Origin of the sequence: Bacillus sp. TH19 (genome assembly GCF_016651075.1) — a bacterium.
Lineage (GTDB): Bacteria > Bacillota > Bacilli > Bacillales > Bacillaceae_G > Bacillus_A > Bacillus_A mycoides.
The window spans coordinates 580177-604697 of the sequence record NZ_JAEKEO010000010.1; the positions used below are offsets into that span (position 1 = coordinate 580177).

Here is a 24521-nt window from a genome sequence, read left to right on the forward strand (position 1 = left end):
AACTGACTTGTTGGAGCACCTTTTTTTTATTCAATTTCAAAATCAACAATCATATAAGCGAGTATAACAACGAAGAAAATACTAACGGATGGCGCTGTTAATACGTGCCCGGACATAAAGCCGATTCCAAGTGATAGGACGAGCGTGCTAGCCAGTAGCATATATTTCACAGTTAATATTTTCTTGAAGTTTGTCATGATACGAATGAATAATTTAATACCGAAGTATAGAAATGGTATTAAGTAAATAAGGAAACCGACGATTCCGAATGCAAAGAATAGGTCGTGGAAATCCATTTCGATTAACTTAATTTTATCAGTATAGTTACCAGCATAGCCCATTCCGAATAGTTTTTGTGATAGTGGTGCGTCTTTATAGTATTGTTTGTATACTTTTAAAAATTTATCGCGATCACTGTAAATTAAACTTTTCATTTCAGAGTCTGTTAGTTCACCCTGCTCATGTTTTTCTTCTTTAATTACTTTTCCTTCTTTTCTATCCTTTTCTTCTTGTACTGATTTTTTGTATTCGTATATTTGCATGTGGATGCCCATATTTTTTGCGATAGGAGTATGTGGTGTAAGTACAATTAAACCTCCTAGTACAATAGCGGCAACAACTGTATTTACGAGATATGTGAATCCTGTTCCTTCTTTTTTGCGATGAATCATATATTCAATGAATGAGAATAAAAGTGCCACGCCAAGCGTTAGAACAATTGCACCATATCCTACTTTCGTTCCGACCATAATACTTGCATACATCGCAAGCATTGTTGGAATCCAGTAATAGATTTTCGAGAAAGAAGTTGTTTTATGAATCGAATAGAGCACTACGATTGGGAACATAATTGCAAAAATAGAACTTAAATCATTTCCAGCAAAGAACCAACCTCTTGAGCCAATCTTTGAGTGAGGGTAGCTTGGGAAATCTGTACCAGTTTGCATTGCAACAATCAGTGTGATGCTTAAAATTAAAGTTGCATATAAGAAATATGTAATGATTTTATGCAACGTATATTCTTTATTTTTCAACTCTTTAAAGACGATGGTATATCCAAACAGTAGCACAATTGGATATATGCTCTTTAAAATAAACTTTACTTCTTCGCCAAATGAAACTGGAGATTTAATCATCATATTATTTGCAAGACCAATTGCTAGTACGATCCCGAGTAGGCATAAATAGAGAATGTACTTTTTCGCTCCAGGTTGTTCTCTATGAAGAAGTAGATAACCTAATGCAAGAAGCATAAAGGCGAAACGGACTACGATTCCAACTGTTGCGCTCATGTGTAATACATAGATTGAAAAAGACGTTAATAAATCTAAAATTGGTTGAAACACAATGAATAGCAATAGGAAATGCGGGAAGTAGTTATCCGTTTGTTTCAACTTATTAACCATATATTCCTCCATTTCTTCATTCCTTTAGTTCAATACCCAAGAGATGGGGATAAAAGCCTTGTTTACATAATAAGGCGAATGAATTTCAATATTTATTTTTTTGCATCAAAATTAAGAATACACTATTTCATTGTAATGGTAAATAGATGAAAAATATTGATAAACCGACTTTAATTTCTATATTTTTTAACGAAATTGGATGTTTTATACGGAGATATATACAAATTACGAGAAAATTAGACAGAAAATTAAGAAAAAAGAAGGATTTTTAACATGCTTTCTATAATTATATAAGTATAATCTTTATGTTGAAAAGAGGGGTATATATAATGGAAGTAACAAGTAAAACAGAATCTGTTGTTGTGAAATATGAAGGGCGCGTAGCAACGGTTATGGTCAATCGTCCAGAGGTTTTAAATGCATTAGATGAACCAACGTTAAAAGAGTTATTACAAAAGTTGAAAGAAGTGGCGGAAAGTTCTGTTCACGTTGTTGTGTTGTGTGGAAGTGGCCGTGGTTTTTCTGCGGGTGGAGATATTAAATCAATGCTTTCAAGTAATGATGAAAGTAGGTTTGAAGGCATCATGAATACAATTTCTGAAATCGTTGTGACGTTATATACGATGCCGAAGCTTGTTATTAGTGCAATTCATGGGCCGACTGCTGGACTTGGATTAAGTATTGCATTAACAGCTGATTATGTTATGGCAGATATATCATCAGTTATTGCGATGAACTTTATTGGAATCGCTTTAATTCCAGATGGTGGTGGCCATTTCTTCCTTCAAAAGCGCGTCGGTGAAAATATGACGAAGAAAATCATTTGGGAAGGGAAGAAATTATCAGCGACAGAAGCGCTAGATATCGGTTTAATTGATGAAGTAATCGGTGAGGATTTCCAAACGGCTGTGAAGCAAAAAATTAATGAATGGTTACAAAAACCAATCAAGGCGATGATTCAAACGAAACAAATTTTATGTGAAGTAAATCGTTCTAATTTAGAACAAACGCTTCAGCTTGAAAAGCGTGGTCAATATGCGATGAGACAAACAGCGGACCATAAAGAAGGTATTGCTGCTTTTCTAGAAAAACGTTTACCAGCATTTAAAGGGGAATAAAGTGAAGCTGTAATCCGTGGGGATTTATTTATCCCCCGCGGATTATTAGTTTTACTGCCCGTTAATTCGAGATAAAGGGAAGAAAGTGCTAACACATTTTAGTATAATTGTGTTAGCACTTTTTTTAGGAGTAATAAATGAAGAAAATTATCGGTGTTATCGTTATGATCTTACTTACATATTATGCTTTGCATAGTACACCATCTCTTGCGGTACGGACTGCATTATTCTTTGAGGGACATCCAACTGTTACTTTCTCTGGTGAAGTGAAGAAAGAACGGGATGTAAAAAAAGAGGCGATTCCTGATGAGTACCGGACCTTATACGGCGATAAGAAAGAAGAACCAGAGCATTACTTCTTTCCGGTAGTAAAGGCGCACGGATCAGGAATTGATATGTTAAGTGCTTGTGTGAAAAAAGAGTGGTTTTTCTATAAAGCAGAGCTTGGGTGTTATTAAAAGTGGGAGGAAAAGTGATGTCAACTTATAACAGGTTAGTAAGAGATCGTGTCCCGGAGAAAATTTTGATGTCTGGAAAAACATATACAGCACAAAAATTAACAGGGCAAGCTTACATACAAGCGTTAGCGAAAATTGGTACAGAAGAAATTCGTGAATTTGCTTCGATGAAAGAGCGTGAACATGCGCTAGATTCACTTGCAGATGCACTTGAAATTATTATTTCATTAGCGCGTGCAGAAGGTGCAACAATGGAAGATGTAGAGCTTATTCGTAAACAGAAAGAAGAAGAGCGCGGCGGATTTACAAGAGGGATTTATTTGATGGACGTTTCGGAAGAGTAGTTTTATAGAAAAAGCACAGCTTACTCAGTAGCGCTGTGCTTTTTTCCTACAATTAGGCTAATGATTAAGAAGATAATAGTTAATGCCCAGCCAATTGTAATTGAGGTAGTAGTGTGAACGACATAAGAGACTTGTAAACATAGTAATGATGATAAAAACCAAATAAGTGCAATATGTACATGTTTTTTCGTTACATTCATTTTTGTTATCTCCTTTTCACTTACTAAACTAAATTTTACTATAATTTAGAAAATTGAACTATATGAGTAGAGGTTTTATCGTAATTTCGCTATACTAAATAGTAGAGAGAATGAGGAGGAAACGACAATGGCACATCATGCAAAAGAAACGATGGAATTAATTAAAGAGCTTGTCTCTATTCCAAGTCCATCTGGAAACACTGCGAAAATTATTAATTTTATTGAAAACTATGTAAGTGAGTGGAATGTAGAGACGAAGCGTAATAATAAAGGCGCTCTTATTTTAACGGTTAAAGGAAAGAATGATGATCAGCATCGTTTATTAACTGCACACGTTGATACGTTAGGTGCGATGGTGAAAGAAATTAAGCCTGACGGTCGTCTTCGTCTATCTATGATTGGTGGATTTCGCTGGAACTCTGTAGAAGGGGAATATTGCGAAATTGAAACGTCAAGCGGTAAGAAATATACAGGTACAATTTTAATGCATCAAACTTCTGTCCATGTGTACAAAGATGCAGGGGAAGCGAAGCGCGATGAGAAAAATATTGAAGTGCGTATTGATGAGCGTGTCTTTTCAGCAGATGCAGTACGTGAGTTAGGAATTGAAGTAGGAGACTTCGTTTCATTTGATCCACGCGTTCAAATTACAGAGAGTGGATACATAAAATCACGTCATTTAGACGATAAAGTAAGTGTAGCAATTCTATTAAAATTGATTAAAAGATTGCAAGATGAAAAGGTAACATTGCCATATACAACACATTTCTTAATTTCTAATAATGAAGAAATTGGATACGGTGGAAACTCAAATATTCCAGAAGAAACGGTAGAATATTTAGCAGTTGATATGGGAGCGTTAGGTGATGGACAAACATCTGATGAATATACAGTATCCATTTGTGCGAAAGACTCTAGCGGTCCATACCATTACGCTTTACGTAAACATTTAGTTGAACTGGCGAAAGCGAACGCTATTGAATATAAAGTGGATATTTATCCATACTACGGATCAGACGCATCAGCTGCGATTCGCGCCGGATTTGATGTGAAACATGCATTAATTGGAGCTGGTATTGATTCTTCTCACGCATTTGAGCGTACGCATGAGAGTTCCATTATGTATACAGAAGCATTAGTGTATGCATATGTAATGTCTAATTTAATTGAGGAATAATTTCATAGCAAATAGAGAGGGCTGATTGAAAATATTATTTTTAATCAGCTTTTCATTAGCGCAAGTTTTTTATATTCATAAAGGAAAAGTACTCGAAGTGAAAATTGGCGAAGGTGACCTAGGTATTGCAGGAACTCGTTTTAAAGCTTTAGATAAAGGGAAGTTCCTTATAGGGAATTATGATAATGGAGAAGGAATATGGTATTTCTCGACTTTCCAAACAAATCTTGAGACGGGAAAAGCAGAAAGGATCGATCAGGTAAAGCTTTCTTTGGAGGAAGGGAATATATATTAAAGAAAATTTTAAATAATACATTAGGAAAAGCGATTAGAGTACTATGTACTAATCGCTTTTTTATATACATTCATTATCAGTTATATATATACGATTTTTGTTATGTGAAGGGAAAACGTATTTACTATAGATATATAATGTTATAAACTATGAAAGGATTAATTATTAGTTAATACTTTATAGTTAGTTTAATGGGAGAAATTGTATAAATATGAAGTTTCGAGAGGAGATTTATTTTTCATGAAGTACAAAGCAATAGCCGCAGGTATATTAGCAGCAAATTTACTAGCACATCCAATTAGTAGTTTAGCAGAAACGAAGAAATTTCCTGATGTTTCAGACGATGCGTGGTCGAAAGACGCGATTTATTATTTAGTAGAGAGAAATGTAATTAATGGTATGCCAGATGGTAACTTTATGCCACAAGGAAATTTAACACGTGCTCAAGCGGCAAAGATTATCGCAACAGCAATTGGCGTTAAAGTGGATCCAAACGCGAAGCCATCTTTTAATGATTCAAAAAATCATTGGGCAGCTCAATATATTGCAGCGATTGAAAAAAAGGATATTATTAAAGGCCGAGGACCGGGAGTATTTGATCCTGAAGGACAAGTAACTCGTGCTGAAATGGCGGCTATGCTTGTAAGGGCATATGAATTGAAAAGCCAAGTAACCGGAACAGCGCCTACAAAATTTGCTGATTTAGAAAATCATTGGGGTAAAGAAGAAGTAAATATTTTAGTAGAATTAAAACTTTCTTTAGGTACAGGTGACGGCTGGAAACCAGATAATTCTATTACGCGTGAACAGGCAGCTCAGCTTACTGCTCAAACAGATAAATTTGGAAAGAATAGTAATCGTCCAGTAGAAACAAAGAAAATATATATCGATAGAAAATTCATTACATATCACGGACCATCATTAACATCTGGGGTTAGTGCAAATCAGCATGATCCACAAATGGTTGAAGTAAAAGAAGAGCGAGATGGATGGATTAAAATTGCAACAAGTAACGGTGATAAATGGACACCTTTAGTAGAGAAAACAGAAGCTATTAAGGAAGGATTCACTACATATGCAGGGGCTTCCCATACTGCTAAAGTACTAGGTACATATGGAGCACAACAAGTAACTGTTATTGAAGAAAGCGGTAGCTGGATTCGCATTCGTACAACTAGTGGTTTCCAATGGGTTGATAAAAATCAATTGAACCCAGTGAAACAAGGGAACTTCTTAGAAGGAAAAGCGATTATTATTGATCCGGGGCATGGCGGGGTTGATCCAGGGCATTCTGGTGTGAAAATGGATGAAAGTGCTATCGTATTAGATACATCTTTACGCGTACAAAAACTATTTGAACAAAAGACACCATTTACTGTTTTATTAACACGTAATGATGATACACGTCCAGGAAATACCTCTGGTGAATCTTTGAAAAAACGTATAGAATTTGCGCAAGAAAATAAAGGTGATATTTTTGTGAGTGTTCATGCAAACGGGTTTAATGAACAAGTAGAAGGAACAGAAACGTTCTACTACAGATCAGCATCAAATCCAAATTCAGAAGAGAGCCGTGTACTAGCAGAAAAAGTACAAAAACGTTTAGTACAAGCACTTCAATCAAATGATAGAGGTGTAAAAACAGAAGACTTCTATGTAGTGAAATACAATACAATGCCTGCTATTTTAGCTGAACTAGGTTTCATCGATGCTAAAGGCGAAGGTGAAAAACTAGCTACTGAACAATGGAGACAACGTGCAGCAGAAGCAATTTATTCTGGTATTCTAGATTACTATGAATGGCAAGGTAACGATGTATCTTCTTATCGTTAATAATAGAAAAAATTATGGAAGAGATTGCCGAGAGGCAGTCTCTTTTTATTTATAAAACAAATTATAAAGGTTTCTCTTTATTTCGGGCATATGATATCATTTAATTTTATATGAAAAAGTATTTGAGTAATTTTGATCATAACAATTTTAAACGATAAAGGATGATAATAGATTGAGTAATCATAGTAAAACACCTGCATGTATATATACGTATGCATTTCGTGAGGAGGAGCGTGCTTTATGTTACTTGGAAATGCGCTCGTTCTTTGGAATGGAGTCTCACGTTAATATTTTGAAAAGTGATGTCAAAATTGATCCGAGTAGAAGTGCGTTTATGAAAGAGCGCGTTGAGGTTATGTATGAAGGAGACGACTTAGAAAGTATTTTAAAACAAGTAGAACAAATTGATTTGGCGGGGGCGTCATTTAAAGTTATCTTCGTTAAAATCAATGATCTTGGGAAAGAAAATAAAATTGAATATGGGGAAAGGCGTCTCATTGAACGCGACCTCGGTATGCATATTGAAGGAGAAGCGGATGTTCGTAATCCAGAGCGTGTATTCGGGATTGTTCCTCTTGGAGGACGCTGGTACTTCGGACACTATGTAGAAAGTGAGCCAGTTTGGTATCATCACATAAAAAAACCGCATAGTTATTCGACATCTCTTAGCACGCGTGTTGCGAGATCAGTTGCAAATATCGCTGTACCAAATCCAGAGGGAGTACGAGCTATTGATCCGTGCTGCGGCATTGGAACAGTAGTAGTAGAAGCACTTTCTATGGGAATTAACATTGTTGGTAGAGATATAAATCCACTTGTGGTTCTTGGAACGAGGAAAAACATCGCACATTTTGGGTTTGAAGGAACAGTAACAAAAGGTCCAATCGAGGAAATTACTGAGAACTACGACGTTGCAATTATCGATATGCCGTACGACTTATTTACGCATGCAACACCAGAAGACCAGTTCTCAATTCTTTCAAGTGCGCGCCGCATTGCAAAAAAAGTAGTCGTTGTCACGATGGAAACAATGGACGACATGATTCATGAAGCGGGATTTGAAATTACAGACCGCTGTATCACAAGAAAAGGATCATTTTCTAGACAAATTCTTGTTTGTGAATAGGAAAAGTCACCCGTTTATTAAATTAATAAATTACAGGATAGTTAGTCCATTATGAGGCTGATTATCCTTTTTTATTTAACAACAAATACAAAAACTCCATTTTGAATAAAGATTGATCAAAATGGAGTTACCCTTTTTAGCTAAGTATGAGATTTTTATAAAAAAGTTTGATTATTTTGCTGAGCCTTAATGAATAACATTTCAAGAATACCAATAAAAAGCATAATCAGTCATAACTGAAGAATCACCCAACTGATGTAACATAGCTGAAATATTCCCTCTATGATAGGTTCCATGATTCACAACGTGTAAGACCATTTCAGATATACTTGTTTCTCTTAATCCTGCCCATGGATTATCCAACATTATTCTCTTTTCCATATCTTCCTGTCTGTTCAAAAAGGTTTTAAACCGGGATGTTAAAGTGTGAAATTCCGTTTCTAAGTCTTCAATGGGCAGTTTCTCAATCTTTTCTTGAATTTGAAATGAAGATTGCATTGCTTCATTCATACTCTGACCCTCAAGGGTATGAAGTCATCCATATTCCACCAAATAGAGATGAGATAAAACCTTTGAAACAGAAGAAAAGACACTTTTCATTTCCTTTTGATATTTCTCAGGAGAAAGTGTCTTAAGATGATCAATAATCCGTTGATTTGCCCATACATGATAGTTATATAGATTTTCTACATGATTGGCCATACAATCGCCTCCTTATCATCACGTTTTTTAATGTTCTTTATCAGAATGAATTATTCCTTTAAATATCATTACTTATTTGATGAGATCTTCAACTAAATGGCCCAATTGTTGAACAAAGGTCAAAGCAATCTTCAACTAACCTGCCCCGTTAGTTGAAGTACATTTCTTCACAATGTTTATCGTTAGATTAACATAAATATCCAACAAGAAAACATCAAGCTTTTTTACAAAGCTACACTTGTGACAAAAAAGCTTATTTTTTCATTTTGTGGTGATTCTGAATTCTTAAGTTGATGGGCATGCCTGTGTAGGTGACCTTTTTTGGTTTGTATCAATGTGTGATTAGTTGGTAGTTTAGATGGGAGATTTGACGGGATTTGTTGAATAGACGATATATCTCGAGAGTTGTTTTGTTAGTGAATTACTCTTCTTTCGTTGTCTCTTGTTGTGCGATTAATAAATTGCGTAATACGTGTGCGCGGTAACTTTCTAGTTTTCGTCCTTCATGATAGCGAACACCTAATTTTTTTAGCTCAGCTACGTACCAGCCTTTTGTTCCGTAATACATGAGACCACTTCCTTTTTTCTTTTGAACATTATATGTGCCTGGGTGAGAGAATTTTCTTTTTTTATTCATGAAATTCGCGGAGTTTAATATTGAATATTCAGTTTATTTTTATTATGATTAACTTATTATCGGATGACAGTGATTAGCCTCGCTGTAAGCCCAGATTTATGTTTGAAAATGAAGAGAGTAACTTCTTTCCACTTGAGCTTCTTTAGCAGAAGTACGAGCTATAAGGATAAGGGTAGTAAAATTCAATGCAAATGTGTACATTGTTTTTCTGGCTCTTAACATAGTAACGGAGGATGAAATATGCGTAAAGGGACTTTTTTTATGGCAGGACATTCGAGACTTCCGAAAGGTATGGCTGTTCGCAGTATGTATGAAACATTAACAATTACAATTGAGGCAGATCATAAATATCATGTCATTATTGAAGCGTCATGTACGCTTGCGACAGAGCATGGTAGAGACTTCGTCGCTCAAATGTTGAGAGGACATAGTTTGCAAGATGGTATTGAGGAAATCGTTCAAGATATTACGGACCATTATCAAGGAAAAGCGCAAAATGCTATCGTCAGTGCGGTGAAAGATTTACATCGCCAATATGTAAGTTATTTAAATGATGAACAGCCCAGGGGAGAGTACGAGGAAACAACACCATAAAAACTATCTAGTTTACAACCATAAACGAGAGCCAGTTGTATTTCTTTTAAAGAGATACGACTGGCTTATTTTATTGAGGAGGCAAGAACTATGAAAAAGTTAAATGAAGTGTAAGTTGTAAAACAAGAGATGAAAAAAAGAGGGTGCGTAGAAAGTAAGGGGATTTTTAAAACGTATAAAGTATGTAGAGAAAATAATAAAAAACGAATTGACAGTTAGAATATTTTGAATTATTATTTAATTAATAAGATCCATACGAGAAATTAGCCTTCTCTATATTCGATCTTGCTTTCCTGTTTTACAAATATTCTCATACAAACTGTCTATTATTATTGTACTTTAAGAGATTAAAGAACACTCGTAATTATGAGCCAGTTGTACGTTTCTACGATTTTATGTCGTGGTATGCGTATAACTGGCTTTTTCGTTGTTAGGACAGTAAGACCGAATCTCAGCATAAGAAGATAAGGATAACTGTCTGTAAAAAGCGTCAATACATTCTTCATATTTAAATTAGGGAGGAATTGAAATGTCGATTATTACAGAACAAAATGCAAAGATGAAATTTGCAAAGAAATATGAGGGGTATGAGATTGTTCCTCATCCAGAGCATAAACGTTTATATCATATTACGCTAAACCAGCAATTGCTTAAGCAGTTTTTTGAAGAGGTAAAAGAGCATTCAGAGCAGTCATTACAATACATTCCTTATTCTCGGTTTAATCTTGCGGATGGAATGAGAAAGATTTTTGGGCAATCATTTATGGATAACATTCGCGGCATTGTTCATGACCGTGAAACAGGCGGATTTACAATTGGGGTACAAGGTGAAACGTCAGATCCAGCAGACTACGTGAAATTTGCAACAGCATTAACACATTTAATCGGGGAGCCAAACTTTGATGCAATGACAGGAACGTATTATGCTAGGTTTAATGTGAAAGATACGGATAGTAGTGATTCTTACCTTCGTCAAGCGTACCGATTGTTTACACTGCATACAGACGGTACATTCGTTGATGAGCCGACAGATTGGCTTCTTATGATGAAAATTGAAGAGCAAAATGCAGTAGGCGGAGAATCTCGTTTACTACATTTAGATGATTGGGAAGACCTTCATAAATTTAGAAATCATTCGCTCGCATCTGTTAAGGTTACGTATAAAGCGCCACCAAGTAAAAATGCGCAAGAAATCGTCTATCGTGAAACGTTTTTTGATGTGAATAATGCACCATGTATTTGCTTTATTGATCAGTTCGCTTATCCAGATAATATTGAACAAGCAAACTATCTGAAAGACTTATCATATTCTGTTGAAAACTCACCAGCAACACATGCATTGAAATTACCAATTGGTGACTTAGTTCTTTTAAACAATTTATTTTGGATGCACGGAAGAGCTGCATTTGAGAAAAATAAAGATTTATATAGAGAACTAATGCGTCAACGTGGTTGTTTTTCTAAATAAGTTTGTACGGCGGGTCTTAAAAAAGGCCTGCCTTTCATCATATTAAGGGGGAAGTAGGATGTATGACTTTATAATTATTGGCGGAGGAATTGTTGGGCTTTCAACGGGAATGGCTTTAACGAAAAAATTCCCTCGTGCGAAAATCGCAATCATTGAAAAAGAAAAGGAACTTGCACATCATCAAACTGGACATAATAGCGGAGTAATTCATTCTGGAATTTATTATAAACCAGGGAGTTATAAAGCGAAGTTTGCCAAAGAAGGAAATGCAGCTATGGTTCAATTTTGTAAAGAAAATGACATCGCTTATGACATGTGCGGAAAAGTAATTGTCGCTACAGAAAAGGACGAACTTCCTCTTTTACATAACTTATATGAAAGGGGCTTACAAAACGATTTACATATTGAAAAAATAGGTAAGGAAGAATTAGCTGAAATTGAACCTCATGTAAAGGGACTAGGAGCAATCCGTGTTCCTTCTTGCGGAATTGCTGATTATAGAGGAGTAAGCTATGCATTCGCTCGCTTAATTCAAGAAAGCGGGGGAGAAGTACATTTAGGAACAGCCGCAGAGCGTATTACTGAGAAGAAAGACGCCGTAACAATTGAGACGACTCAAGGTGTATTTAAAACGAAATTTCTCATTAACTGCGCTGGATTACATAGTGATCGTATTGCGAAAAAGACAGGTATATTAACAGATATGAAAATTGTTCCGTTCCGCGGTAAATATTACGAACTTGTCCCAGAAAAACGCAATCTCGTCAAACATTTAATTTATCCAGTTCCAAACCCAGAATTCCCGTTTTTAGGTGTTCATTTCACAAGAATGATAAACGGAGACGTACATGCAGGACCGAATGCAGTATTAAGCTTTAAGCGAGAAGGCTATACGAAAATGGACTTCGATATTAAAGACTTCTTGGAAACAATGACATACACAGGATTTTGGAAAATGGCGATGCCGAATATGAAAGAAGGCATAAAAGAAATGGTGCGCTCATTCAGTAAACAATCATTCCTAAAAAGCTTGCAGCGCTTAATACCAGAGCTTACAGAGAAAGATATCGTGCCAACCCATGCAGGAGTAAGGGCACAAGCCATTTTATCAAACGGAAATATGGTTGATGACTTTTGTATTATCCCCGGCATCAATTCTCTGCACATTTGCAACGCACCATCCCCGGCCGCAACGGCTAGTATAAAGATTGGTGAGGAGATTGTAAGGCAAGTGCCGGATGTGGTGGCGGTTAGGGTTTGATGGATCCCCCGAGTGATTTGAGTCATAAATCCGCCTCACTTTGAACGATAATATTACCGTAAATCATGAATTTGAAGAATCCCTTCTTATAAAGTAAAACTTTAATCAGTGATGGTTTTTCTTCAGCATTAGGGCTACGAAATTGAAAAATATTTAAAGGAAATACGATATCACTTCTATTTCTAGTTTATTAAAGTAGGCTTTATAGTAAGGATTTCTAAAAATATAAAGGAGGGATATGCTTTGTTTCCAGGTACTTTATATGAAACGCATGTTAAAACAAAAAATTTAGAAGTGGCAAAAGAGTTTTATACTAAACTTGGATTATTTCATGCTCGCACTATTGAAGAACGCCGTGTAGCTTTCTTTTGGTTTGATAAAGAAAATAAGAAGGAACAAATGCTGGGCATTTGGGAAGTATCGGAAGAAGCATTCCATACAAGTCACTTTGCATTCAAGGTTAACTATGAAGAAATCATTCATGCAAGAGAATGGCTTCTTAATAAAGGAATAAACCCAAGGGCTGCTTTCGGTCTTGAACCTTCCGAGCCTATGGTTCAAACGTGGACACCGACTGCAAATCTTTATTTTTACGATCCTGACGGCAATTCTTTAGAATTTCTATGTTTACTTCCTGAAAAGAAAAAAGTAAAACAAGACGTCATGTATTTGAGTGAGTGGGAAAGCTTGGAGAGTGAAGAATAAATTTGATTTTTAACTCGAATTTCGCAACGCTATTTTAAAGGGAACCATAACCTTATCTAAGTGGCAAAACTATGGCTTAAATCACCCCCTGAGTTTTCGGGGGATTTTTTTGTTTTGGGGCTAATAATCACCTACTGTATAAAAAAGTAGACAGTAGTGTGTATTTTTAAAAAAATGTATACAGATTTATACTCTATGCATTGGCATGATACTTGCAATGAAAATAGTATTAACATATAGGGGAGAGATAGAAATGAAGGTTAGTAAAGTGTACACGACAATTGATGCTCACGTAGCTGGGGAGCCGCTTCGAATTATTACGGGCGGAGTGCCAGAGATAAAGGGAGAAACGCAATTAGAAAGACGCGCATACTGCATGGAACATCTGGATCATCTTCGCGAGGTTCTTATGTATGAACCGAGAGGACATCACGGCATGTACGGTTGTATCATTACTCCGCCCGCAAGTCCTCATGCTGATTTTGGTGTATTATTTATGCACAATGAAGGCTGGAGTACGATGTGTGGTCACGGAATTATCGCTGTTATTACAGTTGGAATTGAAACAGGTATGTTTGAAGTGACAGGAGAAAAACAAAAATTCATTATTGATAGCCCTGCCGGGGAAGTTAGTGCGTATGCAAAATTTAACGGGAGCGAAGTAGAGGCAGTATCATTTGAAAACGTTCCTTCGTTCGTATACAAGAAAGACGTTCCTATCAAAATAGATGACTATGAATTTCAAGTAGATATCGCGTTTGGCGGAGCATTCTACGCTGTAGTGGATAGTAAAGAGTTTGGTTTGAAAGTCGATTTTAAAGATTTAGCTGCAATTCAAACGTGGGGCGGTAAAATTAAACACTACATTGAAAGTCAAATGGAAGTAAAACATCCACTTGAAGAAGATTTAAAAGGAATATACGGCGTTATTTTCTCAGATGAACCGAAAGGAAAAGACGCTAGCTTACGAAATGTAACGATCTTCGCTGACGGGCAAGTCGACCGTTCCCCTTGCGGTACAGGAACATCCGCAAGAATCGCAACTCTTTTTGAAAAAGATGCGTTACAAAAAAGAGAGATGTTCATCCACGAATGCATTACTGACGGCCAATTTGAGGGAGAAGTATTGTCGGTAACAGCGGTAGATACATATGAAGCTGTCGTTCCGAAAGTAACGGGGAATGCATTTATTACAGGATTTCATCAGTTTGTTGTAGATCCGAGGGATGATTTGAATCGGGGATTTTTGTTAGAGTAGAAGGAGGAGGTGGAAAGATATGCTAGTCATAAGCGCGAACGAACAACGAAACTTAGTAAATATGAACGAAGTCATTGAATACGCGGCGCTTGCTTTAAAAGAATTTTCCGCAGAAAGAACGATCACACCAATTCGCGGCTCATTACCATTTGCGAACGAGAAAAATACGGCATTAATTATGCCTTCAGTAGCGGAAGGACTTGAGGCACTTGGCTTAAAAGTAGTAACAGTAGTCCCCGAGAACAAAAAGATAGGAAAGAAAACGATAAACGGGATTGTTATGCTATCAGACTTTCAAACGGGAGAACCGCTTGCGCTTTTAGAAGGATCGTACTTAACGATGATTCGAACAGGTGCCTTATCAGGAGTAGCGACAAAACATTTAGCTCGTCATAATGCAAAAACCTTATGCATTATCGGTACTGGTGAACAAGCGAAAGGAATTGCAGAAGCTGTACTTGCAGTTAGAGACATCGAAAAAGTCATCCTATATAACCGAACGGAAGAAAAAGCGTATGCATTCGCGCAATATATCCAGGAGACATTTAACAAACCAGCTTACGTCTACAGGGATCCAAATGAAGCAATAAGCGAAGCGGACATCATCGTCACAACAACGAATGCATCCACACCAGTCTTCTCAGAAAAACTACAAAAAGGCGTCCACATAAACGCCGTCGGTTCATTCAGACCGAGCATGCAAGAACTACCATCTCACGCCATAGCTAACGCAAACAAAGTAGTAGTCGAATCAAAAGAAGCAGCACTAGAAGAAACAGGTGACCTTCAAGTCCCGATAAAAGAAGGGTTATTTGAGGCGAGCGACATCTATGCTGAACTTGGTCAGATTATAAGCGGAGAAAAAGCTGGTAGAGAGAATGATGAAGAGATTACTATTTTCAAATCAGTAGGTTTAGCAGTAGTAGATATAATAGTGGCGAAATACTTATATGAAAAAGCGATGGAACGTGGAGTGGGTACTACGATTCAGTTGTGAGGCTGCCTTTTGGGTGGTCTTTTTGTTTATAATGCGCGTATGCATCTCAATTGTAATGTGTAGTGTTTGCAAAGAAATTATGTGATGTATCATATATTCTGTTAAAATTAAACAAAAATGCATATAAGAAATTGCAGGTGAGAAACCTTGGATTTAGTTCGGAAATTAACTCGTATTTACGGCTTAGGGCTTTGCTGTGGGTTGTGGAGTAAAGCTGAAGTAATTCAATGGTGTGATAAATTGATTGAAGCAAGTGACAGTCCGCCATATGAAATAATTGAGATATCCTTAATGTCTAAAGCAAAGATAGATGATATTGAAGGGAAGTTATTTGAGTTTAGTAGCACAGTTGATGAAGAATACACTGTTAAGTTAACTCTTTCCGTCATTCATGAAAAACTAAAAAAACATGAACTGACGATTGAAGAATCAATTAAATGCACCACTAGACTTTTAGTCAACAGGGGGGTGCATTGGGAGGCGGAATACTTTGAATTGTATAGTCTAGACGATAGCTATGACTTAGCTAAAGATGGTGTTCATGTTGATTTAAGTCAAGTTATTCATACATATATTGAAATGTTAAGTATTTATAGTAAGTATTTTAGTGGGTTTGAAAAACTGTATTTTAAAGTAATGGGAAATGAATGGAGATTTTAATGTATATCAGTATTTGATTAGCTTTGTTTGTCCCTTATTTTCCATTTGGAGAATAAGGGACAAAGTTTTATGAAGGAGTAAATTTAGACACCAAGTATGCAGCTTTTTTACCACTCCCGCCATTCTTCTGTAATATCTTCTTCGGATTCTAAGCCAGCTATTCGTGCAGCTGCATCGATAAATTCATAGAGATCTTCTCTTTCCATTGTTTCGATAAAATGGTCATGTTCGATATTTAGTTCATTTAGTTTAATAACTACCTCTTTAACAACTTGCATTACTTCGACTTCGGTTGGAGTCTCGCCTAATTGCTCTAGATGGTTAATGTAAGTGTCAAGAACCTTATTTGTTGCACTTATATTTTCTTCAGTGAAAAATTCCCCATCTTCATCATGCTCAACCCATGAGGTTGTTGGTTTGTTTTTTTTCAATTCATCAAACGTCATGATAACCTCCTAAAAATGTTTTTTTATCTTTAATCTCATTCTACATTTTCAATTATATATAACAACCATTTCAGAGAAACTTTCTGTAGGCTGCTAGTTTTTCAACTCATTTTACGAGGCTACCTTTGCGTGGTCTTTTTATTTTACCCCCCGCATAAATATATTTTATCGCAAGAATTCATTAATAGATTTCAAACTGTCTATCTTTGCGAAAAAGTTTGACAATACATACGGGTAGTGGTAATTTAAAACCTATAAGAAAACTCGGTATTAATTCCGAGTTTTCTTATAGGTGTAAATAGTCGAGAGGGGTCGAAATATGAAGAAGTTGTTTGCATTACCATTTGTCCTACTATTACTTATTGCATTAGCGGCTTGCTCAGGGGAGAAAGATTCTTCGAAGCAAGCAGGAACTAGTAAATCAGGGACTCCGAAAGACGGAGGAACGTTAACAGTTGGTGTTAGTGATAATCCAGATACGATGAACCCGCTTTATGCGAATGATCGAGTGTCATTAACGATACAGCAAGCTTTATATGCACCGCTGTATCATATGGAAGACGGTAAGAAAAAGTTTGTTCTTGCTGAGAGCTTTACGCCTTCAGAGGATCAATTAACATGGACTTTAAAATTAAAGGATAATTTGAAATGGCATGATGGTAAGAAAATTACATCAGATGATATTGTATTTACATTTAAATCTATTCTAGATGAGAAGCAAAATAGTTCAAGCCGTGAAAACTTTATTTTTAAAGGAAAGCCGCTTGAGGTGAAAAAAGTGGATGAGCTAACGACTCAATTCGTTTTACCACAAGTAAGTGCATCTTTCGAAGGGGTTATGAACGATTTCTTCCCAATTCCGAAACATGTATTTGAAGGTGAAGCGGATTTAGTGAAGAGTAAGAAAAACTTACAACCTGTAGGATCAGGTCCATTTAAATTAAAAGAGTTTAAATCAGATGAATATGTTGCGCTAGAGCGATTCGATGATTATTTTGCTGGTAAAGCGAAATTAGATTCTGTCGTGTACCGCGTTGTAAAAGACCGTAATACAGCAAACGTTTCACTACAAAATGGTCAAATTAATATGAAGATGATTGAGCCGCAAGACTTTAAGAAATTAGATAGCACTGGGAACTTCTCAATGGTCACATTCCCTGAAGGTAGATTATTCTACTTAGCTTATAACTTTAATACAGACCTTATGAAGAAAAAAGAAGTGCGCCAAGCAATTGCGCATGCATTAGATAAGAAAGAAATGATTAACTCAGCGTTCGTTTCTAGTCAATTTGCAGAACCGGCAAATTCAATCTTAACACCAGACGCTATGTATTATGCGAAAGATATTAAAGAGTATAAGTATGATCAAAAAGAAGCGAAAGATTTATTAGCAAAAGCTGGTGTGAAAGATAAAGAAAAAATCCGCGTTATGTATGTAACGAATAATAAAATCATGGAAAGTCTAGCACTTTATACACAGCAAAAATTACAAGAAGTTGGCTTACAAGTTGAACTGAATGCATTAGATGCTAGTGCAGCAAGTGAAAAAGGCTTAGATAAAGAGAATAAAGAATATGACATTACATTCGGTGGTTACATAATGGGACCAGAGCCAGATTCATATAAGAGCTTATTCTTAAGCAATGCGGAATACAATTACGCACGTTATAAAAACGCTGATTTCGATAAATTATGGGAAGAAGCTGCAGTTGAAACAGATAAAACGAAACGCGCAGAACTATACCATAAAATCCAAGATACAGCGAGAGAAGACTTACCTTATCTTCCAATCGCATATCCGAAAGCAGTTATTGCAGTAGATAAAAAGTTTGATGGATTAAAAGAAGCAAAAGCAATTCCAGTTACAATGTTTGAAGATCTATCGAAGATTTATGAAGTGAAATAAGAAACAGTAAAGAAGCTGGTGGAAATCAGCTTCTTTATCCCGCTTTAATGGGCAGTAAGACTCCCACCTCAAAATCCGGCGAATGCGAGGAAGTTAGGCGGGAGTAAGGCTGATTAAAGTTTCACTTTATCTTGAGGGGGGAAGTTTGTGTATAAAGTAATTGCAAAGAGGCTTTTAAATGCGATTCCGCTTTTATTTGTTATTTCTATTATTTCTTTTCTATTAATAAAACTAGCGCCGGGCGATCCCGTTCGAAACTTTGTAACGCCGAATATGAGTCCGATTGACGTTGAACGTATTCGCAAAAGTTTAGGACTAGATCAGCCGATTTACGTGCAATATTTTTTATGGTTAAAAAATATTTTAACAGGGAATTTTGGATACTCACTTCAAAACCATCGTCCTGTTTTAGAACTTATTACAGAAAGATTACCCGCAACAATCGGGTTAATGGGATCATCTTTACTCGTCTCATTTGTAATCGCAATACCGCTTGGATTATTTACAGGTGTGAAAAAGAACTCGTTCTTTGATCGCATTGTGAACTTCATCTCCTATGTGGGAATCTCAATGCCAGTCTTTTGGTTCGCGTTACTATTAATCTATTTATTCTCTTTAAAATTGAACATGCTTCCGAGTATGGGTATGCGCACAGTCGGTCAAGATTCCTTCTTGGATATTGTCCAGCACGGCATTTTACCTTGCATGGTGCTAGCGTTCCAAAACATCTCTGTTTATATGAGATATATTCGCTCAAGTACAATTCAGCAATTAGAGGAAGATTACGTACAAATTCAATATGCGTACGGTGCTTCACAGAAAACAGTTTTATTTAATCACGTACTTCGAAACGTATTAATACCGATCATTACAATCTTCGGATTATCCATTCCAAGTTTAGTAGGCGGAGCGTTCATTACGGAAACAGTATTCTCATGGCCGGGACTTGGTTCACTCGGGGTAAATGCTATTTTTAGATTTGATTATCCAATTATTATGGCAATCACATTATTATCATCGTTCATGTTAATTCTCGGTAATTTAATTGCTGATATTTTATATGGCGTAGTAGATCCGCGCATTCGAATGAGGGGGTGATTTGGAATGAACAATAGGAGATTTCAAACGATAAAAAATAGTTTTACAAAAAATAAGTTTGTAGTAATGGGAGTTATTATACTGGGTGTTTTAACAATCGCGTCTCTTTTCGCATTCGTATCACCGTACGATCCTAGTAAAATGTCGATTCCAGATCGTTTACAAGAACCGAGTATGAGTCATCCGTTCGGCACAGATGATTACGGAAGGGATTACTTAACGAGAGCGTTATATGGCGGACGAGTTTCCCTTGCGGTTGGTTTTCTAGCGATGGTCGTTTCCATTACAATCGGAACCGCAGTAGGAACAATTAGCGGATATTTTGGCGGAAAGTTAGACAACTTCTTAATGCGAATTGTTGAAGTTTTAATGTCAATTCCATCATTCTTTTTAATGCTGTTATTAAATGCGTATTTAAAACCAGGAATTACAACGCTTGTTCTTATTATCGGATTACTAACATGGATGGACACCGCCCGCATTGTAAGGGCAGAAACGTTATCTGTAAAAGAGCGTGAGTACGTTTTATACGCAAAAGTGTCGGGACAAAAATCATTGATGATTATTGTAAGACACATCATTCCGAACATTTTATCAACCATTATAATCGCAGCGACATTAACAATTGCGACATCGATTTTAATGGAATCATCACTTAGCTTCTTAGGATTAGGTATTAGAGAACCAGATTCTTCTTGGGGCAGCATGCTAAATAATGCGCAAGGATACATAGGTGAAGCTTGGTATTTAACACTCTTCCCAGGGTTCCTTATTTTATTAACAGTACTAAGTTTTAACGTAATCGGTGAAGCGTTGAAAAAAGCTTTCGCGCCAAAAGGGGCTCATCATGAGAACTAATGCTTTAAGTGAGGGGGAGTGAAAAGCGTGTCTGAAAAACTATTAGAAGTAAAAAACTTAAAGACTTCTTTTTTCATAGAAGACGGTGAAGTAGAAGCGGTTCGCGGCGTTTCATTTAGTTTGAAAAAGGGTGAAGTCGTTGGGATTGTTGGCGAATCGGGAAGCGGAAAGAGCGTTATGGCGAAATCGGTTATGGCTCTCGTTACGTCGCCAGGGAAAGTGAAAGAAGGAGAGATTCTTTTTCAAAATGAAAACGTGCTTTCTAAATCGGAGAAAGAATTACGCTCTATTAGAGGAAATCAAATTTCACTTATCTCCCAAGATCCAATGTCGGCATTAAATCCAGTTGTGAAAATTGGTAAGCAAATGACAGAAGTAATTATAAGGCATCAAAAAGTGAAAAAGAGAGAAGCGCAAAATATCGCGGTCAACTTACTAAAACAAGTTGGTCTTTCTTCACCGGAAGAAAGGGTAAAACAATATCCGCATGAACTAAGCGGCGGAATGAAACAACGGGTTATGATCGCGATGGCAATGTCTTGTAATCCAGACCTTCTCATTGCGGATGAACCGACGACAGCGCTTGATGTAACGATACAAGCACAAATACTAGATTTAATGAAAAACTTAAAAAACGAAACGAATATGTCGTTACTTCTTATTACACATGATCTTGGAATTGTTGCGCAAAACTGTACACGCGTTATCGTTATGTACGGCGGACTTATTATGGAAGAAGGACATGTACTTGATATATTCCAATCGCCGAACCATCCATATACGAAAGGGCTATTAAACTCTCTGCCAAAAATATCGAACGGCGTAAAAGAAAGACTAGCTCCAATTCAAGGTGTAACGCCAAACTTACTACACCCGCCGAAAGGGTGCCCATTCGCAGAGCGTTGCCCGCATAAAATGGACATTTGTGAAAAAGAACGTCCACCATATTTTGAAATCGGAAACGGAAGACGCTCTATGTGCTGGCTAAACGATGAAATAGTAGGTGATTCCCATGCATGAAGAAAACTTAATTGAAGTTCGGAACTTAAAAAAGTATTTTCCTATTAAAAAAGGACTATTCGGCAGAAAAACAGAGCAATTAAAAGCAGTCGATGACCTTAGCTTCACAATAAAAAAGGGTGAAACATTCGGGCTAGTGGGAGAATCCGGCTGTGGAAAATCAACGACAGGAAGAAGTATCATTCGCTTACACGATGTAACGTCAGGTAACATTTTATTTGATGGAAAAGATATCGCGGATCTAAAAGAAAGTGAACTAAAAGAATATCGAAAACGAATGCAAATCATTTTCCAAGACCCGTACGCATCATTAAACCCGACAATGAACGTATTCCAAATTATTAGCGAACCGATGAACATTCATGGCTCTTACACAGCCGAAGAAAGAAAAGAAATCATTCTAGACCTTCTCAAAAAAGTAGGACTAAAAGAAGAACACCTATATCGCTACCCGCACGAATTTAGCGGAGGCCAAAGACAGCGCATTAGCATCGCACGCGCACTATCTGTAAAACCTGACTTCATCCTATGTGACGAACCAATCTCAGCGCTAGACGTCTCAGTCCAAGCACAAGTCGTAAACATGCTGCAAGACATTCAAGAAGAAACAGGAGTCACGTACTTATTCATCGCACATGACCTATCCATGGTAAGACACATATCAGATAGAATCGGAGTCATGTACTTAGGAAACATAGTAGAAATTGCCGACAGCGAAGACCTATACACAAAACCGGCACATCCATACACACAAGCACTACTCTCATCCATGCCAGAACCAGATCCAACAAACACAGGCAAAGAACGGATCATCCTAGAGGGAGAAGTACCAAGCCCACTAAACTCACCATCCGGCTGTAAATTCAGAACGCGCTGCAAATTCGCCACTGAAAAATGCGCACAGGAAGTACCGAAGATGGTTGAGATTGCGAAGGGGCATGAGGTGGCTTGCCATTTGTTTTAGATTTGAGGAAAAGCATCGGGGGGACCTGGTGGTATTTCAGTTGGTAATATGATAGCGCTTGTAGCGTTAAATAATTTATATAATAAACAATAAACATAAAAAAGAGCTAAGGTTCTCATACAGCCGTAGCTCTTTTTTATGTTTGTTAAACAATATCCTTTCAAAAAAATATTTAAGTCTATATTTATAATTTTTTCTATCTTAATGCATAAAGACAGGGGAGGATTATATTTAATTCCCTTCCATACCTCTGATGGGGTGGACATCAATGAGATGTTGTTTTTTGTTCACGGATTTTTAACATCTTTATTTACAGTGTTTTGAATGTAATAATAAAAAGTTTGCTTTCATATTAGAAAAGGTTAGTCCCTCACTTCACTCCAGTTAAAAACCTCACACCCAAAAACAAAGGGGAACTCAATTGTTCAAACTCATATAAAGTTTCAATCTTGTCTAAGCATCCATTAGGATATACAATTGATCATCTATTTTTCTTTACATAATCTCCAGATACAGTCCATATCAACTATAGATTCTTGTCTTATGCTAAATGTAATCAAAAAGCAAGTAGATAAAGATAATGACTAAAACATTAACTCTAGATACTTTTTTGATGAATATTACAAATAAACAGGAGGTAATGAAAAATGATTAAAACATTATTAGCAGGAGCACTTTTAAGTACAGGATTGGTAGCGGGAGGTGCAGTAGGTGCAGATGATGCGAAAATGGACAATTTAAAGTCAAATGAAAATAGTTCCAATCAAGTAATTACACAGAGTGCAGATGGAACAACGTCTTTCTCACAAAACTTTGATTTACCTAAAGATGCAGTGCCAGCAACTCCTAAAGGAGACGCAAAAACTGTTGAAAGAACAGAAGGTACAGGTTCTCAAGAAGGAAAAATGGTGCCAACAAAAGAAGGTACAGATTCTCAACCTGGATTTGAAATGGGAGCCCCTGAAAAACCAGAACATGCAAAAACTGTTGAAAGAACAGAAGGTACAGGTTCTCAAGAAGGAAAAATGGTACCAGCAAAAGAAGGTACAGATTCTCAATCTGGATTTGAAATGGGAGCCCCTGAAAAACCAGAACATGCAAAAACTGTTGAAAGAACAGAAGGTACAGACTCTCAAGAAGGAAAAATGGTACCAACAAAAGAAGGAAATTAAATACTATATAGTTATAACGAAGAGCATCCAAAAGGGGTGCTCTTTTTATATTGTAGGGATTAACTAGTTTTACTCAATATAGAACTATAGGAGGAATTGAGGCTAGAATAGGGGTTACTGTCTCTTCAAATCATGGTGTTGGAAGCACTAGTTTTGGTGGTAACGTTACAACATAAACATTTTATTAGAGATTTTTTAAATTTACATACACTCTAGATAGACTACATATCAACTTCAGATACTTGTTTTATGATACAAGTAATCAAACAAAAGGAGGGCAATACAAAATGATTACAACAGTATTAACAGGGCACTCTTTTAAGTACAGGAGATTATTAACAGGTGGAGAAAATGTTGAAGATGTACAGACAGATAAGCATATTCCATATGAACAAAATGAATTGCAGCAAACTCTAGAAAAGTACGATTCGAAGAAATTTGAGTTATAAAAAGAAAATAGATAAATATAGTGAAAATAGATAAATTGACAAGAGAAAAGCACTTTGTGTATATCACAGGTGCTTTTTATTTTCATTTTAATATAGGGCTTGAATTAAATTTTTACACTAAAATATATATGGTAAAAAGGGGGGAGTTCATTGCACAAAGTTATTTATGGAATATTAATTTTAATTTATACTTTGTATTCATTTTTTGTAAGTGATGGAAGTGAAGTAAGGTTTATTATGGTGTTAACTATAGTACTTATCTTTTCTGTAGTTTTAGAAAAAGGAAATGCAAACAAAACGACTGATTAAAGGTCTTTTTGTTTGCATTTTTTAGTTGGCTATTATAGTCCAGATACTTTAGGGGTAGCA

Annotated in this window: 25 protein-coding genes and 2 pseudogenes; 22 read left to right on the top strand and 5 right to left on the bottom strand. The window is 36.4% G+C overall.

All coding sequences use genetic code 11. The annotated features are described in order from the left end of the window. Positions 1–26: 26 nt before the first annotated feature. Positions 27–1406 carry an O-antigen ligase family protein gene (locus JFU54_RS20645; protein ID WP_063217453.1) on the bottom strand — a complete coding sequence of 460 codons (1380 nt, stop codon included), beginning with the start codon at positions 1404–1406 and terminating at the stop codon, positions 27–29. 329 nt (positions 1407–1735) lie between these two features. On the opposite strand from JFU54_RS20645, the gene JFU54_RS20650 reads away from it, so the two are divergent. The 3 genes from JFU54_RS20650 to JFU54_RS20660 all read left to right on the top strand — a co-directional run bounded on the left by JFU54_RS20650 (position 1736) and on the right by JFU54_RS20660 (position 3326). Continuing rightward, positions 1736–2524, top strand: coding sequence for an enoyl-CoA hydratase (locus JFU54_RS20650; RefSeq protein ID WP_063217454.1), 789 nt, complete (start codon positions 1736–1738; stop codon positions 2522–2524). Positions 2525–2661: 137 nt separating this feature from the next. Beyond that, complete coding sequence (locus tag JFU54_RS20655; RefSeq protein WP_012260402.1) at positions 2662–2982, top strand: hypothetical protein; 321 nt, start codon at positions 2662–2664, stop codon at positions 2980–2982. A gap of 17 nt (positions 2983–2999) precedes the next feature. Continuing rightward, positions 3000–3326, top strand: a complete 327-nt coding sequence (locus tag JFU54_RS20660) for a nucleoside triphosphate pyrophosphohydrolase (protein ID WP_002125566.1) — start codon at positions 3000–3002, stop codon at positions 3324–3326. 20 nt (positions 3327–3346) lie between these two features. Here JFU54_RS20660 and JFU54_RS20665 read toward each other — a convergent pair whose 3' ends face one another. Beyond that, positions 3347–3526: a hypothetical protein gene (locus JFU54_RS20665; protein ID WP_012260403.1), complete on the bottom strand. Its 180-nt coding sequence runs from the start codon at positions 3524–3526 to the stop codon at positions 3347–3349. Between the two features lie 127 nt (positions 3527–3653). Between JFU54_RS20665 and JFU54_RS20670 the strand changes: the two genes are divergently transcribed. The 4 genes and pseudogenes from JFU54_RS20670 to JFU54_RS20685 all read left to right on the top strand — a co-directional run bounded on the left by JFU54_RS20670 (position 3654) and on the right by JFU54_RS20685 (position 7957). Then, entirely contained in the window at positions 3654–4703 is a 1050-nt protein-coding gene (locus JFU54_RS20670) for a M42 family metallopeptidase (RefSeq protein ID WP_201066123.1), read from the top strand. A 58-nt stretch (positions 4704–4761) separates the two neighbouring features. After that, positions 4762–5014, top strand: a pseudogene (locus JFU54_RS20675) (hypothetical protein); the annotation flags it as partial. Between the two features lie 224 nt (positions 5015–5238). Then, complete coding sequence (locus JFU54_RS20680) at positions 5239–6831, top strand: N-acetylmuramoyl-L-alanine amidase (protein ID WP_201051328.1); 1593 nt, start codon at positions 5239–5241, stop codon at positions 6829–6831. Positions 6832–7003: 172 nt separating this feature from the next. Next, positions 7004–7957: a TRM11 family SAM-dependent methyltransferase gene (locus tag JFU54_RS20685; protein ID WP_012260407.1), complete on the top strand. Its 954-nt coding sequence runs from the start codon at positions 7004–7006 to the stop codon at positions 7955–7957. A gap of 201 nt (positions 7958–8158) precedes the next feature. Here the strand turns inward: JFU54_RS20685 and JFU54_RS20690 are convergent. Both JFU54_RS20690 and JFU54_RS20695 read right to left on the bottom strand, forming a co-directional pair. Next, positions 8159–8659, bottom strand: a pseudogene (locus JFU54_RS20690) (DinB family protein). Positions 8660–9080: 421 nt separating this feature from the next. Beyond that, positions 9081–9296 (bottom strand): YflJ family protein, encoded by a 216-nt coding sequence (locus tag JFU54_RS20695; protein WP_080466626.1) that lies wholly within the window; start codon positions 9294–9296, stop codon positions 9081–9083. A 240-nt stretch (positions 9297–9536) separates the two neighbouring features. Here JFU54_RS20695 and JFU54_RS20700 point away from each other — a divergent pair, with 240 nt between their 5' ends. From JFU54_RS20700 to JFU54_RS20730, 7 genes are all read left to right on the top strand, one after another. Then, positions 9537–9890, top strand: a complete 354-nt coding sequence (locus JFU54_RS20700; RefSeq protein WP_001225455.1) for a DUF3870 domain-containing protein — start codon at positions 9537–9539, stop codon at positions 9888–9890. Positions 9891–10419: 529 nt separating this feature from the next. Continuing rightward, complete coding sequence (glaH, locus tag JFU54_RS20705) at positions 10420–11358, top strand: glutarate dioxygenase GlaH (protein ID WP_085309444.1); 939 nt, start codon at positions 10420–10422, stop codon at positions 11356–11358. A 58-nt stretch (positions 11359–11416) separates the two neighbouring features. Next, the gene (gene lhgO / locus JFU54_RS20710; RefSeq protein ID WP_201066125.1) at positions 11417–12619 is read left to right on the top strand and encodes an L-2-hydroxyglutarate oxidase; all 1203 of its coding nucleotides are present in this window, start codon (positions 11417–11419) and stop codon (positions 12617–12619) included. A gap of 243 nt (positions 12620–12862) precedes the next feature. Beyond that, positions 12863–13324: a VOC family protein gene (locus JFU54_RS20715; protein ID WP_078184551.1), complete on the top strand. Its 462-nt coding sequence runs from the start codon at positions 12863–12865 to the stop codon at positions 13322–13324. 205 nt (positions 13325–13529) lie between these two features. Further along, positions 13530–14582 (top strand): proline racemase family protein, encoded by a 1053-nt coding sequence (locus tag JFU54_RS20720; protein ID WP_201066139.1) that lies wholly within the window; start codon positions 13530–13532, stop codon positions 14580–14582. Positions 14583–14601: 19 nt separating this feature from the next. Further along, positions 14602–15579 (top strand): ornithine cyclodeaminase family protein, encoded by a 978-nt coding sequence (locus JFU54_RS20725; RefSeq protein WP_201066141.1) that lies wholly within the window; start codon positions 14602–14604, stop codon positions 15577–15579. Between the two features lie 147 nt (positions 15580–15726). Continuing rightward, a complete protein-coding gene (locus JFU54_RS20730) occupies positions 15727–16239 on the top strand; it encodes a protein kinase (protein WP_201066143.1) in 513 nt (170 codons plus the stop codon). A gap of 107 nt (positions 16240–16346) precedes the next feature. Here JFU54_RS20730 and JFU54_RS20735 read toward each other — a convergent pair whose 3' ends face one another. After that, the gene (locus JFU54_RS20735) at positions 16347–16685 is read right to left on the bottom strand and encodes a hypothetical protein (protein ID WP_149190189.1); all 339 of its coding nucleotides are present in this window, start codon (positions 16683–16685) and stop codon (positions 16347–16349) included. Between the two features lie 319 nt (positions 16686–17004). Between JFU54_RS20735 and JFU54_RS20740 the strand changes: the two genes are divergently transcribed. The 8 genes from JFU54_RS20740 to JFU54_RS20775 all read left to right on the top strand — a co-directional run bounded on the left by JFU54_RS20740 (position 17005) and on the right by JFU54_RS20775 (position 24461). Further along, entirely contained in the window at positions 17005–18591 is a 1587-nt protein-coding gene (locus JFU54_RS20740; protein ID WP_002193307.1) for an ABC transporter substrate-binding protein, read from the top strand. Between the two features lie 147 nt (positions 18592–18738). Then, positions 18739–19689: an ABC transporter permease gene (locus JFU54_RS20745; protein WP_002125592.1), complete on the top strand. Its 951-nt coding sequence runs from the start codon at positions 18739–18741 to the stop codon at positions 19687–19689. Positions 19690–19695: 6 nt separating this feature from the next. Next, the gene (locus JFU54_RS20750) at positions 19696–20547 is read left to right on the top strand and encodes an ABC transporter permease (protein ID WP_002035185.1); all 852 of its coding nucleotides are present in this window, start codon (positions 19696–19698) and stop codon (positions 20545–20547) included. 27 nt (positions 20548–20574) lie between these two features. Beyond that, positions 20575–21567 carry an ABC transporter ATP-binding protein gene (locus JFU54_RS20755; RefSeq protein ID WP_201066145.1) on the top strand — a complete coding sequence of 331 codons (993 nt, stop codon included), beginning with the start codon at positions 20575–20577 and terminating at the stop codon, positions 21565–21567. Next, positions 21560–22531 carry an ABC transporter ATP-binding protein gene (locus tag JFU54_RS20760; protein ID WP_016119685.1) on the top strand — a complete coding sequence of 324 codons (972 nt, stop codon included), beginning with the start codon at positions 21560–21562 and terminating at the stop codon, positions 22529–22531. The genes JFU54_RS20755 and JFU54_RS20760 overlap by 8 nt, the downstream gene beginning before the upstream one ends. 647 nt (positions 22532–23178) lie before the next feature. Continuing rightward, a complete protein-coding gene (locus tag JFU54_RS20765; protein WP_085309462.1) occupies positions 23179–23703 on the top strand; it encodes a hypothetical protein in 525 nt (174 codons plus the stop codon). A 287-nt stretch (positions 23704–23990) separates the two neighbouring features. Continuing rightward, the gene (locus JFU54_RS20770; protein WP_002150223.1) at positions 23991–24152 is read left to right on the top strand and encodes a hypothetical protein; all 162 of its coding nucleotides are present in this window, start codon (positions 23991–23993) and stop codon (positions 24150–24152) included. Between the two features lie 150 nt (positions 24153–24302). Then, positions 24303–24461 carry a hypothetical protein gene (locus JFU54_RS20775; RefSeq protein WP_002087303.1) on the top strand — a complete coding sequence of 53 codons (159 nt, stop codon included), beginning with the start codon at positions 24303–24305 and terminating at the stop codon, positions 24459–24461. Positions 24462–24521 lie beyond the last annotated feature (60 nt).